This window comes from Olleya sp. HaHaR_3_96, from assembly GCF_019278545.1.
GTDB lineage: Bacteria > Bacteroidota > Bacteroidia > Flavobacteriales > Flavobacteriaceae > Olleya.
The window spans coordinates 3622255-3638189 of the sequence record NZ_CP058987.1 but is presented as its reverse complement, the minus strand read 5'-3'; the positions used below and the strand labels follow the sequence as shown (position 1 = coordinate 3638189).

The window sequence follows — 15935 nt, the reverse complement described above, 5'->3', positions numbered from 1 at the left end:
TTAGGTGTTAAATGTTGCTATTTAACGTTTAAGCGTGAAATGAGACTTCATTATTTTTTTAACGTTAGTACTTGGTTCTCTGTATTCTACTGTAAACCAATAATCACTTGTGGGCATAGGGTTACCGTTATAAGTTCCATCCCATCCTGTGTCTGTTGGACTTAGTTGCTTTAGTAGTTTTCCGTAACGATCAAAGATGTAAATTATGGCATCTGGTTGATTACTGATAGCATAGATATTCCAAGTGTCATGAGTACCATCTCCATTTGGTGTAAAATACAAAGGATAATCAATTATCATTACAGTAATTGTATCCTCTCCACAACCAATTGTATCTCTAACGGTAATGGTGTACTCGCCAGGAGTAACATTACTAAAAGTATAACTATTGTTGTTTGGATAATTCATTACCCAGTTTACACCATCAATACTAAATTCGTACATATTTGTTGTGCTGGTAGCAGTTACAATTATATTGTGCTGGTTTGCAAAAGCTAAAGTTGTTACTGTTGTTATAACTGGTGCTTCGCTATATACTACTGTTGTACTTACAGGTGTACTTGGACAACCAGTTGTATTGTCTGTAACAATAACACTATAAGATCCTGTATTTGTTGGTTCTAAGGATACTCCGGTTTCTGCAGGTAATACTTGGTTATTAAAAGACCATTCAAAAGAATAATTATTTGGGTTTAAATTAGTTTCTATAATTTCAGTAGCATTTGTGTCTCTACATAATACATATTGATCTTCCAATTCAAATATTGGTAAAGTGATAACCATCAAAGTAAGTTCCGCGATAGCGTAGCATTCGCTTCCTGGAGTCGTATTATCTACTCGGGTGTAAATAGTTTGTGGATTGTTTATGTTATCGTATTGATTTGATAAACTGTTTTGTTCTAGCTGAGCATCTATTAAAGATTCATAATAATTTACGGAGTAATTAGTAGCGTTTAAACCATTTAAAACATTAGTATTCTGGGAGGTTAAATCAAAAGTGGTGCTATCGTTTGTGGGATCTCCATCAGTTTCCATATTATCATCACAAAGGTTATAACTATCTAAATTTTGGTTTGCTAGAATAGTATTGTTTGTTATGGTGATAATTTGAGTTTGATTGTTTGCAACATTACCATGAGTGTCCATTAGACCCCATGTTCTAGTGATAACAAAAGCGCCTTGGCAAGGCCCATTTGTTGTTGTATCTGTAAAAGTGGATTCTAAATTTGTCGAGCAGTTATCCATTTCGTCAGTAACATCTCCTGTAACTATTATGCTGGCATCATAATTAGAATTAATATCTGAAAAAATTTCAATATCAGTAGGCGCGGTAAAGGTAGGCGCCTCATTATCTTCCACTGTAACAGTTTGTGTACAAGATACTGAGTTGCCAGAACCATCTGTAGCGGTCCATGTTACAATTGTGTCTCCTAAAGAAAAAGTTAAAGGAGCATCATTCGTAATACTGGCTATACTGCAATTATCAGAGCCCGTTGGTGGCAAGCCTAAATTAACGTTGCTAGCAGTACATAATCCACTATCTGCATCCACGGTTATTGCTACAGGACATACAATGGTTGGGGCTTGATTATCTTCTACAGTAACAATTTGTGAACACGATGCTGTATTACCGGAACCATCGGTAATCGTCCAGGTTACAATTGTATCCCCTAAAGGGAAAGATGAGGGAGCGTCATTGATTATATTAGCAATACTGCAATTATCAGAGCCAGTTGGAGCAATGCCTAAGTCTACGTTGTTAGCCACGCATAAGCCATCATCAACTAATGTCATTATTGCTGTTGGACACACAATTGTCGGATTTTCATTGTCTACAACGGTAACAATCTGTTCGCATGTTGCTATGTTACCAGAGTTGTCCGTTGCTGTCCATGTTACTGTGGTTTCACCTAAAGCATAAACAGTAGGAGCATCATTAGTTATATTGGCTATATTACAGTTATCAGATCCAGTTGGTGGCGTACTTAAATTTACGTTAGTTGCCGAGCATAATGTACTATCAACTTCTACGGTTACGGGGATTGGACATATAATCGTTGGGTTTTGATTGTCTTCAATAGTTATCGTTTGTGTGGCTGTCGAGCTGTTTCCACAAACGTCCGCAATAGTGTATACCCTTGTTACTATAGTTGGATAGTTTCCTGTTGCAGTATCAGTATTAGTTACTATTAAATTAGCATCTAGAGCACATGCATCTGTTATTGTTAAACCTATTAATTCTAAATCAGCGACTGTTGCGGCAGCTGTATTGACATCAGTAGCCGAGCATCCATCTATAGTTGTATTCCCTATTGTTCCCGTTATTACAGGTGCTATTGTGTCATTTACTAAAAATTCTTGAGTGCAAATAGTTGTATAAAAAATAGCTTCTCCAACGTCGTGTAAATTGTTATTATTAGAGTCTGAATACTCTCGAACGGTGTAGGTTCTAGTTACAATTTGATTACAATTTCCGTTATTCTGACTGTTTTCAGCACGTATTTCAATGCTTCCACAACTGTTACTATTAATAATTCCGTTAGCATTTCCAAGTGCTTCAAATTCAGATTGACTTAAAGTTGTGTTTGTTGGAATGTCATCATAGCATTCAACAATAGTTTGACTAGAAGGAAACGTAGGGCAAATTGATTCTGTAATGGTTTTGATTGCTATTGTAACCTCACCAATGTCAAAGTTATCGCTATTTGTTATTTCTGTAACTTTATATTGTAATGTATACGTTTGTCCTGCGATACTTGTATCAGCGATATCTATATTTCCTATAGAATCTACAGTTATAACATTATTTGGATCAACGACTTCTGTGGTTACTAAGAAATCTGTTTGTACCAATGGAAGTTGACCATAAGTATCGTTATCTAGGACGTTTATAATATCATCGTAAATGGTTGATGGGCAAATATCTAAAACAGAATCGTTTATAGCTGTTAAGTCACTTTCTAATATAGTTATAGTTATTGTTGTGCTATCAATACCATTACAACCAGTATCCACGGTATAATCAAAAGTGTATGTTCCTGCTTCTAAACCTGTAGCATCCCATAAAGTACCATCTAGTGTACCCGATGGTACTATAGTAGTCTCGGTAAAAGTTCCGAAATTATCATAAGGTCCTGTGATGAAGTTGAATAAGCTTTCTAAAGTGGTGTCTATAAAAGCTATATCTACAGTTTGTCCAGTTCCGGCGTTGGGAGGAGCATTAGTGATAGTATAACTTAATGTTTGATTGATACAAGAATTAGGGTTAGTGCTATAGGTTAGTGTTGCGTTGTATGTCCCAGTATCTGTAGCTGAATAAGGATCGAAATTTATAACATTTCCAGTGGCAGAAAAACTAGGGTCTCCGTCTTTAGTCCAAGTAACATCAATAATAGAGAGAGCATTGATAGTAAGAGATCCAGTATCTCCAACGCATAAATTATAAGGTTGAATAACAGTTGGTTGAGATTGATTGGTGTTTATGACAAACGGACTTACAGCACCACAGTCATCACTTATTTGCACGACATAGAGGCCAGGGGCTATGTTTGTAAAGACGGGGTTGTTTCCATTGTTTATAGTCGGGTTAAGCGGTACACCATCTTTACTTATTAATTCATAATTTAAATTGACACCTAGTGCATCTATAAATAAATCATTAGTTCCATTTCCACAATCGATTACTGCAAAGTCTACAAGTGTAATATTATTATCTCCAATTGTAAATTCTTCAAGTGTATCATAGCAAGGTTCTTGCTCGTTTGTTCTATAAAAAGAATAATAAATTCTAAATAATCCAGATCCCGTTACATTATTAATAAAACCACTGTCAGTAATGAATTGTCCGTAACTATTTTGGTTGTTATTTAATATAACTGAAGGAGGACCATCTAGGTAAAAATTAGTATTATCAACATAGTTCGTTAACTCAGCAGTAGCACTATTAATATTTGCCCAAACGCCATCAACCGTGTTAAATTTTTGAAGGACAAATGTTGAATTACTTATATTAAACGTTGCATTTAAGTCAAGGTTAAAACTACCACAAAAGGATGTAATTGTAGTGTCTACATCTTGGACAATAGCACCATTAATAGTTTTTGAGCCTGTTAAAACATTTCCACATGCAGTGTTTACACTAAACGTGTAATCACCTGCAGGTAAATCATAAAGATATAGAAAATCTCCAAAAAAAGTAGTAACAGTAGATGTCGATATATCTACAACTAATGGACCTGTATAGCTTGCTGGAGCAGAAGTTATAGTAAAACTGTCAAAACCAGCAGCGGAAGTTATATCAAAAGTACCTTGTTTTTTTATATTTATTTCCAAATTACCAGTATCAGCACAACCTTCTCTGCTTCTTATGTTTAATTCTCTTGGAGTATTGTCAGTTGTAACATTTATACTTTTATTGAGTTGGCGACCGCATCTGTCTGTAAATAAAAAGGTGTAACTCCCATTGGGAACGCTTAAGTTGTAGTATCCAAAATATAAAGTATTAGGGGTGGTAATTGGATCAGAAATATTAGATCCAACAGGGAAAATAGGGTTGTATAGATTAGGGTCATTATTTATATCAAACGCTGGAGGTGTTGTTATCAGTTCCATTGTTATTGGAAATGCAAAGTTTTCATAATCGGTAAAGCGCAGACGTTGTTTTCCACAGTCTTGAGTTGTTTGCGTAGTAAGATCTAGAGTTGGAGGTCCCGAAAAATCGACAGTGTTCAAATAAACAACAGTCCCACATGTATCTGTTACTTGAGTCGTTACTGAGTAGGACGTGTTTTGGGTTGGAAGATTATAATAAGAGTTATTTTGAGAGGTCGAGGTCCAAACATCAGTCATTACTGTGTCATTCCCATCAGCATCGTCATCATAAGTTATTGTTACATCAAAAGGGAAGAAATTTTCATCAAGAACACTTGTAACACCTCCTGTACTTAAATTTTGTAATATATAAATTCTTAATTTTGTTTGTGAGCAATCGTTGTCATCAATGTTATTTTCAAATGTAATTGGGGTGGTATAAGAAGGAGCAAGATCTAATAAATTAATCCCTTGGGCAACTACATTTCCACAAATATCTTCTACTTCTATAGTGTAGTTTCCAAATGCTAAATCTGTAAATATACTTTCAGCACCAGCGTCTATTTGAGTTTGAGTAATGGTTTCAATTAATACACCTGCTTGTTTAACTCTATATTCTAAAGCATTCCCAGAGTTTAATAACACTATAATAGTACCTAAACAAGCGCTTTCTTGAATTGCATCAAATGCAATAGGGATAATATTATTAGGTACTGTAATTTCTTGTTCTATAATAGTCTCAATACTTCCAATGATTTCAGTTGCTCTAATAAGATAAGTACCACTATTTAAGGTTGTTATATTAGTGGTGAAATTAGTAGAAGTAATTGGACCTTCTAAAACTGTTTCGCTATTTATTGGTGTGGTTAAATCTGAGATATCATAAACTAAAAACTCAAAAGTAGCACCAATTTCAGAACCGTTAATATCTATTTGGATGTTCCCATTTCCTGAGCATTCTTCCCCTGTAGCATTAAGGCTCATGGCGTAATCAGAAAAGGAGTTAGTTTTTATGTCACTATCTAGGTTAGAAGATTCTGTTATGTTAAATCCTTTACTTGAGCTTATTACAATAAAAAAAAGGAAAGCTATTGTGGAATATTTTTTTATCATTTTTGGTTGGAGTTAGATGTCCTTTTTAAAGAAAACATCCTTATAAAAATTATTGATTATTTTAAACAAAGATAAGTGTTCTTTATTTTTTAATCAAAAAATGAAGTAAAAATACTACAACTCAATTTTAGGGTTTAAAAACCAATAGCGGTATCATCTCCACGTCTATCCGCACCGCCTTCTAGCTGGCCATTTTCTAAAACTAAAATACCATCAACTTTACCAATAACATCTGCATTCTCTTGATTTATAGAATAACCTTTTGCTTGTAGTTGTGCTATTAATTCTGCCGAAAATGAGTCCGGTTCCATTCTGATAGTATCGGGCAGCCATTGGTGATGGAATCGTGGCGCATTAACAGCCTCTTGTATAGTCATTTTAAATTCGTGTACATTTAAAATAGTTTGCATAACGGAGGTAATAATAGTCGATCCTCCAGGCGTTCCTAAAGTCATAAATAGTTTGTCATCTTTTTCTACAATAGTTGGTGTCATTGAGCTTAGCATACGCTTTTCTGGGACTATCGCATTTGCTTCTGCACCTATTAACCCATAAACGTTTGGGATGCCGGGCTTACTAGAAAAATCATCCATTTCGTTGTTAAAAAAGAAGCCTAATTCTGGACTGTATAATTTAGAACCATACCCAGAGTTTAAAGTTGTTGTTACCGCAATTGCGTTTCCAAATTGATCGACAATTGAGTAGTGTGTTGTTTCATTACTTTCAATAATATCTACTTTTCCATGTGACACTTCAGTGGATGGTGTCGCTTTATCAAAACTAAAATCAGCCATTCTACCATTTAAATAATTAGCACTAATTAAATGGTCTTGTGGGATGGTTACAAAATCAGGGTCTCCTAAATAAAAGCTTCGGTCTGCATACGCACGACGTTCTGCTTCAGTAATGACTTGAATAGTTTTGAGTGTATTATGTCCAAATTCGTCTAACTCATAATCTTCAATTTGTAACATGATTTGTGCTAAACAAATCCCACCACTAGAAGGCGGTGACATAGATATGATATTTAAATTATCGTATTCAAAAGTAACAGGTGTTCTCCATTTAGCTTCGTAACTCGCTAAATCCTCAGTGCTTATAATACCGCCATTCTCTTGAATAAATGCCGCTAGTTTTTTTGCAGTTTCACCTTTATAAAATTCATCCCTACCATTACGCATAATGGCTTCTAATGTTTTTGCTAAGTTGGGTTGTTTGATGGTGTCGTTAGTCTTCCATGTTTGACTAAAAAGCACAGGGGTTTTGTTTACTTCTAAAAAGACTTGGCGTTTCTCATCTAAAACAGCTTGGTCTTTTTTGGTAACGACAAAACCACGTTTTGCTAAATCAATAACAGGCTGCATGATTGTTTCTATAGGTAAGGTCCCAAATTTGTCATGTACTTCAAATAGACCTGCAATTGTACCAGGTATCCCAACTGCTAATGCGCCTTTTGTACTTAAGTCAGGAATAACATGGCCTAAACTGTCTAAATACATGTTTTTTGTGGCAGATTTTGAGGCTTTTTCGCGATAATCTAAAGCCCCAACACGGCCATCTTCTAAACGATAAACCATAAAGCCACCACCTCCAATATTACCAGCATAAGGATAACAAACAGCTAGGGCTAAATCTGTTGCAATCATAGCGTCAAATACATTTCCACCTTGTTTTAAAATAGCGGTTCCAATGTTAGAGGCTTCTTCTCGAGCAGAAACAACAATAGCTTTATCGGCAATTAAACCACGTGTTTTTTCTGTTTTACAACTAAAAAAAACATTAAGAATAAACGTGACTAAAAGTAGTTTTTTCATTTTTATTTAGATTGTAAATTTGTTAATGTTTCGTTTGAAAAAGTAATTAAATCATCAAAAAAGCTAGTGAATTCAGCTTCAAATTCATTATAAAATTCTTGTAATTCGTTAACGGCCAGATTCATTTTAGATCGATTTTTAGTCCTAGTATTCATGCCTTCTAAGACCTTGGCTATCCCTTCAATAGACGCATAACTTAATAACCAGTTATCGGCTAACATATGCGGCATCATTTTTTGAATACGTTGCGGTAAAATTTCAAAATTATCCTCAAGCGTTTCGTAAAAATGATCGATATAGTCTGCCAAGGGTTCGTCAGAATATTTAGACCAGTTTTTTGCTAAATAATGATCGTATAAAATGTCTACAATAATACCCGAATAATGCCCATAGTTTTCGTGTAAGCGTTTCGTGCTTTTTCGTACTGTTGGGTGTGCGTCCGTAAAGGTGTCAATTTGTAAATGTAATAGTATGCCTGTTTGGATTTCGTCCTCAAAATGGTCGTATTTATTACCTCTAATACCGTCAGCAATAAAGTTGCCAATAGTTATTTTTTTGTTATTTCCGGAAAGATATATGTGTGCTAAAAAATTCATCTTATAAATATATGTATTTTTAATCTTTAATTTTGCAATTTGAAGCGATTACCCAATTTAGATGTTTTACGTTTTTTGCTTACAGTTTTGTAATGTTTTTTCATTTGACAGAATCAGCTATAAATCAGTGATTTGCTTATTTTTTGATTAGTAAAAAAAATAGTGTAAGTTTTGATTGTTTTTACAAGCTTGTATTTTGTCATGTTTCATTTAGAATTTTTTAGTGTCTTAAGTGAGTTTAGTATGGTGTTCTTTTTTCTGTTTTTTTACGGAATTATTGCTGTTCTCTAAAAAAAAATAGAGTTTTTGAAACAATAGAAGTTAATCCCTGTAATTATAGTCTTTTTAACCTTGTTATATCGTATAACGTCTATATTGCATTTTGAAGCTACAGTATTATTTAATCTACTAACAATGGTATTGTTTGGTTTATTTAGACACAGCACTGCACACAATAATTTTGAGGTCGAAATTAAAAATAAAGCACTTAATTATTTAGGGAAAATATCTTACGGATTATATATGTATCATGTTATCGCATTAAATGCTGTAGTTTTCTTATTTTTGAAACTACAAAAAGCGGACTTATTTAATGATAGATTAACTATAATCTTGATGTATCTGATGACCTTTATATTAATTATTACAATAGCACATTTGTCTTGTAACTATTTCGAAAGCTATTTTTTAAAACTTAAAAACAAATTTAGAGAATGACATTAATAAAATCTATATCAGGAATAAGAGGAACCATTGGAGGAACTGTTGGAGAAAATTTAACACCAATTGATGCTGTAAAGTTTGCATCAGCTTATGGGACTTGGTTAAAGCAGCAGCGCAACAAAACGGACTATAAAGTTGTTGTTGGTCGTGATGCGCGATTGTCTGGGGATATGATTCAAAATTTAGTAATGAATACGTTAGTAGGATTAGGAATTCACGTTGTGGATTTAGGGTTGTCTACAACACCTACAGTTGAGATTGCTGTACCTATGGAGCATGCGGATGGTGGAATTATATTAACTGCTAGTCATAATCCAAAACAATGGAATGCTTTAAAATTGTTGAACGCGAAAGGTGAGTTTTTAGATGGCGCAGAAGGACAGAAAATTTTAGAGATAGCCGAATCTGGTGCGATGACCTTTGCAGAGGTTGATGACCTAGGACAAATTACTAAAAATGACGCCTATATTGATATACATATTGATGAGGTTTTAGATTTGGAATATGTGAATCAAAAAGCCATTGAAGATGCTAATTTTAAAGTCGTTGTTGATGGTGTAAATAGTACAGGAGGGATTGCGATTCCGTTGTTATTAGAGCGTTTAGGCGTGGAAGCTGTTAAGTTATATTGTGATCCAACGGGTCATTTTCCGCACAATCCAGAGCCATTAAAAGAGCATTTAGGCGATTTGTCTGACGAAGTAAAGAAGCACAGTGCTGATTTTGGTATTGTTGTAGATCCGGATGTCGATAGATTAGCTTTTATGGATGAAAATGGAGACATGTTTGGAGAAGAGTATACGCTTGTTGCTTGTGCGGATTGGATATTGAGCCAAAACCCAGGGAATACAGTTAGTAATATGAGCTCCACTAGAGCCTTACGTGATATTACAGAAAAGCATGGTGGTACGTATGAAGCCTCTGCGGTAGGTGAAGTCAATGTTGTTGCTTTAATGAAAAAAAACAACGCGGTTATTGGAGGAGAAGGTAATGGTGGTATTATCTATCCAGAATCACACTACGGTCGTGATGCGCTGGTTGGTGTTGCCTTATTTTTAAGCTTATTAGCTGAAAGAAAGTTAAGTGTTAGCGAATTACGTAAAACGTACACGAGTTACTTTATGAGTAAAAAGAAAATCCAATTAACACCAACGTTAGACGTCGATGCTATTTTAAAGGCAATGGAAGAAAAGTATAGCAACGAAAACTTAACGACAATTGATGGTGTTAAAATAGATTTTGCTGAAAGCTGGGCACATTTACGTAAGAGTAATACGGAGCCAATTATTAGAATTTATACGGAAGCAAAGCGTCAATCTGAAGCCGATAGTTTAGCCGATAAAATTATTTCAGAAATCAAGCAAATCGCTAATATTTAGTATTTTAAATTGTAAAACAATTAGTTATGTACGTTACAAAAGCAGAAAGAACAGAAAAATCTAAATTAGAAGCTTATTTTTCTCAATTTAGAAAACATATTGTAGGTATAGATCAAGAGTTTGAATCGCCTTACGGTACAAAAAAAATGGTGTATACGGATTGGACTGCTTCGGGACGTTTATACAGGCCAATAGAGGATAAGTTGCTCAATCAATTTGGACCATTTGTCGCTAATACACATACCGAAACAACCGTTTCTGGTACCGCAATGACTAATGCGTATCATAAAGCGCGACAAATTATAAAGGGACATGTTAATACCAATGCAGACGATGTTTTAATTGTAGCAGGAAATGGTATGACAAGTGTTGTCAATAAATTTCAACGTATTTTAGGATTAAAAGTGCCTGAGAATATTAAAAAATTTACAACGATTCCAGAAGAGGTAAAACCAGTTGTTTTTGTAACGCATATGGAGCATCATTCTAATCATACCTCTTGGTTAGAAACCATCGCTAAAGTGGAAGTGATTCCTGCAGGAGAAGATGGCTTGTTTAGTTTAGAGAATTTAGAGGTGCTTTTAGAGCAATATAAAGACTGTACGCTAAAAATAGCCTCAGTCATTGGTGGAAGTAATGTGACGGGTATTGAAACGCCATACCATAAAATTGCTAAGTTAATGCATCAAAATGGAGGGGTTTGCTTTGTGGATTTTGCCTGCTCAGCACCCTATGTTACTATTAATATGCACCCAGAAGATGAAGAAGAAGCATTGGATGCTATTTTCTTTTCACCACACAAGTTTTTAGGAGGCCCAGGGACTTCTGGAGTGTTAGTGTTTAATAAAAAGTTATACAAAAATATGATTCCTGATTGTCCAGGAGGAGGGACCGTAAGTTGGACTAATCCTTGGGGAGAGCATAAATATATTGACAATATTGAAGACCGAGAAGATGGTGGGACTCCAGGGTTTTTACAAACCATAAAAACAGCTTTAGCTATTAAGCTTAAAGAGCAAATGGGCGTGAAAAATATCTTGGATAGAGAGCATGAATTATTGCATCAGATATTTTCTAATTTAGACGGTGTTGAGAATATTAAAATATTAGCAGGTGATCAAAAAGACCGTCTAGGTGTCATTTCCTTTTATATTGATAATTTACATTTTAATTTAGGAGTAAAATTACTGAATGATAAATTCGGAATTCAAACCCGTGGAGGGTGTAGTTGTGCAGGAACCTACGGGCATTATTTACTACATGTCGATCAAGCACAATCTCATAGTTTGGTCAATCAGATTTCATTAGGCGATTTAATCCGTAAGCCAGGTTGGATGCGTATGTCTATTCATCCAACGACAACTTGTAATGAGATGGATTATGTGTGTGAAAGCTTAATTGCTTTAGCAGAAAATCATGAAGAGTGGGCTAAGGATTATGAATATAATAAGGCTAATAACGAGTTTATTCATAAAAGTTTTGTGCCTAAAAACAATGTTAGAGTGAGCGATTGGTTTGAGTTGTAATACAGGTCTTTCTAAAAAAGAACTTATATTATTAGAAATAAAAAGACCTCACAATTTTTATAGTTGTGAGGTCTTTTTTTTAGGTGTTGTTTCTATTTAAAATCTTCAGGTGTTTTATCACGATGTTTCCAACGTTTATGCGTCCATAGATAATATTGAGGGGCTTCTTTTATTTGTTGTTCCACTAACTTAAAAAAAGCATCTGTGATTTCGTAATCTTTAAATTCATTAGGATTTTCAGCCAAAGTTGTAAAAGTAGTTTCGTAATACCCTCTTTTTATTCGCTTTACAGCAAAATAAACAACAGCCATATCTAATTGTTTTGCTAGTAATTCAGCACCAGTATGCACTGGGACATGTATCCCCATAAAATCTAACCAATGGTGCGCTTTCCAAGGTTTAGGACTTTGATCCGATACAAATCCGTTAATCGTCAATTCTCCGTTGTTTTTAGCTTTTAATAAAGTGGCAGACGTTTCTTTAGTGGTGATAAGGTAGGAGTTGTATTTAGCTCTAATACGTTTGACTAATCTATCAAAATATTTATTTCCTAATTGCTTGTATACTGCGTACCCTTTATGATTTAAATGTTTTTGTAAAATAAAAATCCATTCCCAACTGCCGTAATGCGCACACATAAGTACAATACTCTTATTTGATTTTTCATATTGCTTAATCTCTTCAATATTAGAAAACACATAACGCTTCAACATTTGCTTCTCAGAAATGGTTAAAGACTTAATAGCCTCAACAGCCATATCACAAAAATGATGATAGAATTTTTTTCTAATGCTAACAATTTCAGCTTCAGATTTATTCGGAAACACGAGATGTAGGTTTTCTTTTACTGTTTTCTTTCTATAACCAAGGATATAATAGATTAAAACATATAATCCATCAGAAAAGGCGTACAAAAGTCTAAAAGGGAGTATGGAGATCAACCATAAAAAAGGATAAATTAAAATGTAGGCTAATAATTGCATGAATACTTGTTAGTTTTGCGAGAACAAATATATGTTATATTTGATTTAAACTTAAACTAGATAATGGGTAATTTAAATTTAATAACTATAATAATTATTGCAGCCAACGTCATCATTTCTTATAAAGGATTTGAAGATCATGCTTTTTTTGAGAAGTATAAATTTAATGTAGGCGCTGTTAAAAGAGGAGAGCAATTCAGAATTTTTAGCTCTGGTTTTTTACATGTTAATACGCAACATTTATTATTTAATATGCTGACGCTTTACTTTTTTGCGTGGGTAGTTATTGATAGGGTCGGGCAAACCAAGTTTCTAATTATTTATTTAGTAAGTCTAGTCGCAGGGAGTTTATTATCCTTAATATTTAATAAAAACAACTACCATTATAGTGCAGTTGGAGCCAGTGGTGCAGTAATGGGTATTATTTATTCAGCAATAATGTTCGAGCCTTTTCTTCTTAAAATCTATGGTATTGTACCAGGTTGGATGTTTGGTATTGGATACTTATTGTACTCTATTTATGGTATGAAAAAACAAATAGGTAATATTGGTCACGATGCCCATTTTGGAGGCGCTGTTGGTGGTTATGTGACCACTTTAATTATAGCGCCTTGGCTATTTCAAAAAGACTTAACGATGGTTTTAGTACTAGCTATTCCAATTGTGGTGTTATTTGTAATGCAAAAGCTAGGTAAAATTTAGTGTCCTAAAATCTCAGCAACCTTGTCTTCAAGCGCTTTGCCACGTAGGTTTTTAGCAATTATTTTACCATCACCATCTAAGATATAAGTCGCTGGTATGGATCGTACACCATAAGCTGCAGCAATTGGTTCTTGCCAACCTTGTAGGTTAGATAAGTGTTTCCAAGTTAATTTATCTTGTGCTATTGCGTTGATCCAACGGGATTCTTGGCCTTTTTTATCTAAAGACACGCCTACAATTTCTAGACCTTTACTATGGTATTTATTATACATTTTTACCACGTTTGGATTTTCACGTCTACAAGGGCCACACCAACTTGCCCAAAAATCTAAGATAACCAACTTCGCTTTTATATCCCCTAAAGATAAATCTTTTCCTTCTGGTGTTTTAGCTGTAAATGTTGGCGCGTAATCACCAATATTAGTTCCAAAAACAAGCGGTTTTTGAGGTTCTTGTTTGCACGATAAGCTTAAAGTAGCCACTAAAAAAAGTAAGATATATGGTTTCATGATGCTATTATTTCTCACAAATATAAAATATAAAAATTGAATATTTTATGTCTATTTTTGCAATATGATTTATAACGACACAATTGTAGCATTAGCAACCGCTTCCGGAGCAGGAGCAGTGGCCATTATTAGGTTATCAGGTAAAGATTCTATTGCTATCGCAGACCAGTGTTTTGAGTCTGTTAAAAAGACAAAAAAACTGTTGCAACAAAAAACGCATACCATACATTTAGGTCATATTGTGGATGATAAACGGACAATTGACCAAGTATTAGTATCGGTTTTTAAAAACCCTAATTCTTATACTGGTGAAGATGTTGTGGAAGTCTCTTGTCATGGGTCCATCTATATTCAACAAGAAATTATTCAATTATTTTTAAGAAATGGCTGCCGAATGGCTAATGCTGGCGAATTTACGCTACGTTCATTTTTAAACGGTAAATTGGATTTAAGTCAAGCGGAAGCGGTCGCAGATTTAATTGCGAGTGATAATGAAGCGTCTCATCAAATAGCGATGCAACAAATGCGTGGTGGTTTTTCTAGCGAAATCGCAAAATTGCGCGAAGAATTAATGAATTTTGCGTCGTTAATCGAGTTGGAATTGGATTTTGCAGAGGAAGATGTCGAGTTTGCAGACCGCTCTCAGTTTCAAGCTTTGGTCGAGAAAATAACCTTTGTCTTAAAACGCTTAATAGACAGTTTTGCGGTAGGTAATGTGATTAAAAACGGAATTCCTGTGGCCATTGTAGGCGAACCTAATGTGGGGAAATCGACACTTTTAAATGCGCTTTTAAATGAAGATCGAGCAATTGTTAGCGCTATCGCCGGAACAACAAGAGATACTATTGAAGACGAATTAGTGATTGAAGGTATCGGTTTTAGATTTATTGATACGGCAGGGATTAGAGAGACAGAAGATGTTGTAGAAAGTATCGGAATAAAGAAAACATTCGAAAAAATGGAGCAAGCGCAAGTTATTGTGCTTCTATTTTCTGCTGAAGAATTTAAAACAGAAAGCAAACGAGTCACCTTTGAAATTGAAAAGATAAAAAATAAATTCCCACTAAAACCTTTAGTAATCATAGCTAATAAAATTGATACATTAACGCCTAAGGAATTGGACGTTTTAACCGCTCAGTTTGAAAATGTTCATTTATTATCTGCTAAATCAGGTATAGGCGTAGAGGAGTTAAAAGAAAAAATGATTGGTTTTGTTAATACAGGGGCACTTCGTAATAACGAAACTATTGTAACTAACACCAGACATTATGATTCGTTATTAAAAGCTTTTGAAGAAATTCAGAAAGTCAAATATGGCCTAGAATCTGGGTTGTCAGGAGATTTATTAGCGATAGATATTAGACAAGCGTTATACCATTTTGGAGAAATTACAGGCGAAATTACTAGTGATGATTTACTTGGTAATATTTTTGCTAATTTTTGTATTGGGAAGTAAATGGCTAAAAAACACTAAAACATAATAGACTATTATGCAGATTATCAATTTTTTGCACCTATTTAAAGTAAGTTTATAAAATCTCTTTTGAGGTGTTAGTTTTGGTAAATAAAACATTTATTCATAAAGAGTTCGAGTAAATAGTTCGTGCTGATTTTTTGTGGTTTAACATTGAAGACCTAAAGTATTCTACAAATAATTTGGTTGAGAAACTAAATAAAAAGAATATTGGAAATAATGAAAAAGGCAGTTGCATTAGCGCTTGATAAGGTTTTAAAGAAATATCAAGGACAAGAAACTTATACAGTAAAGCAGGCTGCACATTATCTACAATGTAGCGAGTTAACTATTAGAAATTATATTACTAAGGGCTATTTAAATGCTTTTCGAATTGGAAGAAGCGTTATTATCAAAGGGGATGATATGGAAAAGGCGATGACCGAAATTAAGTCTTTGAAATATAGAAGATAAATAGTAAAAATTAAACAATTATGTTTTAACTATTTGATATATAGGTGTTTTGGTGAAGGTTGATAACTTCTCT

Annotated in this window: 11 protein-coding genes; 6 read left to right on the top strand and 5 right to left on the bottom strand. The window is 34.2% G+C overall.

What is annotated here, in order from left to right; translation table 11 throughout:
• Positions 1–21 precede the first annotated feature (21 nt).
• The 3 genes from H0I26_RS16025 to H0I26_RS16015 form a co-directional block, all read right to left on the bottom strand.
• Positions 22–5703: a T9SS type B sorting domain-containing protein gene (locus tag H0I26_RS16025; protein ID WP_218699966.1), complete on the bottom strand. Its 5682-nt coding sequence runs from the start codon at positions 5701–5703 to the stop codon at positions 22–24.
• 134 nt (positions 5704–5837) lie between these two features.
• Positions 5838–7517, bottom strand: coding sequence for a gamma-glutamyltransferase (gene ggt / locus H0I26_RS16020; protein WP_218699965.1), 1680 nt, complete (start codon positions 7515–7517; stop codon positions 5838–5840).
• A gap of 2 nt (positions 7518–7519) precedes the next feature.
• Positions 7520–8113, bottom strand: coding sequence for an ACP phosphodiesterase (locus H0I26_RS16015; protein ID WP_101019239.1), 594 nt, complete (start codon positions 8111–8113; stop codon positions 7520–7522).
• A gap of 351 nt (positions 8114–8464) precedes the next feature.
• On the opposite strand from H0I26_RS16015, the gene H0I26_RS16010 reads away from it, so the two are divergent.
• From H0I26_RS16010 to H0I26_RS16000, 3 genes are read left to right on the top strand one after another with little or no spacing between them, the layout of a single operon-like run.
• Entirely contained in the window at positions 8465–8830 is a 366-nt protein-coding gene (locus tag H0I26_RS16010; protein ID WP_218699964.1) for an acyltransferase family protein, read from the top strand.
• Positions 8827–10215 (top strand): phosphoglucosamine mutase, encoded by a 1389-nt coding sequence (gene glmM, locus H0I26_RS16005; RefSeq protein WP_218699963.1) that lies wholly within the window; start codon positions 8827–8829, stop codon positions 10213–10215. The genes H0I26_RS16010 and glmM overlap by 4 nt, the downstream gene beginning before the upstream one ends.
• Before the next feature lie 26 nt (positions 10216–10241).
• Positions 10242–11741: an aminotransferase class V-fold PLP-dependent enzyme gene (locus H0I26_RS16000; protein WP_218699962.1), complete on the top strand. Its 1500-nt coding sequence runs from the start codon at positions 10242–10244 to the stop codon at positions 11739–11741.
• 92 nt (positions 11742–11833) lie between these two features.
• Here H0I26_RS16000 and H0I26_RS15995 read toward each other — a convergent pair whose 3' ends face one another.
• Positions 11834–12724 carry a lysophospholipid acyltransferase family protein gene (locus tag H0I26_RS15995; protein ID WP_218699961.1) on the bottom strand — a complete coding sequence of 297 codons (891 nt, stop codon included), beginning with the start codon at positions 12722–12724 and terminating at the stop codon, positions 11834–11836.
• Between the two features lie 63 nt (positions 12725–12787).
• Between H0I26_RS15995 and H0I26_RS15990 the strand changes: the two genes are divergently transcribed.
• Positions 12788–13426 (top strand): rhomboid family intramembrane serine protease, encoded by a 639-nt coding sequence (locus tag H0I26_RS15990; RefSeq protein WP_101019227.1) that lies wholly within the window; start codon positions 12788–12790, stop codon positions 13424–13426.
• Here the strand turns inward: H0I26_RS15990 and H0I26_RS15985 are convergent.
• Positions 13423–13935 carry a peroxiredoxin family protein gene (locus tag H0I26_RS15985; protein ID WP_218699960.1) on the bottom strand — a complete coding sequence of 171 codons (513 nt, stop codon included), beginning with the start codon at positions 13933–13935 and terminating at the stop codon, positions 13423–13425. The two genes, H0I26_RS15990 and H0I26_RS15985, sit on opposite strands and share 4 nt — an antisense overlap.
• A 64-nt stretch (positions 13936–13999) precedes the next feature.
• On the opposite strand from H0I26_RS15985, the gene mnmE reads away from it, so the two are divergent.
• On the top strand, positions 14000–15391 hold the full coding sequence (mnmE, locus tag H0I26_RS15980) for a tRNA uridine-5-carboxymethylaminomethyl(34) synthesis GTPase MnmE (protein ID WP_218699959.1): 1392 nt from the start codon (positions 14000–14002) through the stop codon (positions 15389–15391).
• A gap of 237 nt (positions 15392–15628) precedes the next feature.
• Positions 15629–15862, top strand: a complete 234-nt coding sequence (locus H0I26_RS15975; RefSeq protein ID WP_218699958.1) for a helix-turn-helix domain-containing protein — start codon at positions 15629–15631, stop codon at positions 15860–15862.
• Positions 15863–15935: the final 73 nt, after the last annotated feature.

Excerpts from the sequence above, each read along its gene's own strand:
- H0I26_RS16025 (WP_218699966.1), bottom strand. The coding sequence starts at position 5,703 with ATGATAAAAAAATATTCCACAATAGCTTTCCTTTTTTTTATTGTAATA.
- ggt (WP_218699965.1), bottom strand. The coding sequence starts at position 7,517 with ATGAAAAAACTACTTTTAGTCACGTTTATTCTTAATGTTTTTTTTAGT.
- H0I26_RS16015 (WP_101019239.1), bottom strand. The coding sequence starts at position 8,113 with ATGAATTTTTTAGCACACATATATCTTTCCGGAAATAACAAAAAAATA.
- glmM (WP_218699963.1), top strand. The coding sequence starts at position 8,827 with ATGACATTAATAAAATCTATATCAGGAATAAGAGGAACCATTGGAGGA.
- H0I26_RS16000 (WP_218699962.1), top strand. The coding sequence starts at position 10,242 with ATGTACGTTACAAAAGCAGAAAGAACAGAAAAATCTAAATTAGAAGCT.
- H0I26_RS15995 (WP_218699961.1), bottom strand. The coding sequence starts at position 12,724 with ATGCAATTATTAGCCTACATTTTAATTTATCCTTTTTTATGGTTGATC.
- H0I26_RS15990 (WP_101019227.1), top strand. The coding sequence starts at position 12,788 with ATGGGTAATTTAAATTTAATAACTATAATAATTATTGCAGCCAACGTC.
- H0I26_RS15985 (WP_218699960.1), bottom strand. The coding sequence starts at position 13,935 with ATGAAACCATATATCTTACTTTTTTTAGTGGCTACTTTAAGCTTATCG.
- mnmE (WP_218699959.1), top strand. The coding sequence starts at position 14,000 with ATGATTTATAACGACACAATTGTAGCATTAGCAACCGCTTCCGGAGCA.
- H0I26_RS15975 (WP_218699958.1), top strand. The coding sequence starts at position 15,629 with ATGAAAAAGGCAGTTGCATTAGCGCTTGATAAGGTTTTAAAGAAATAT.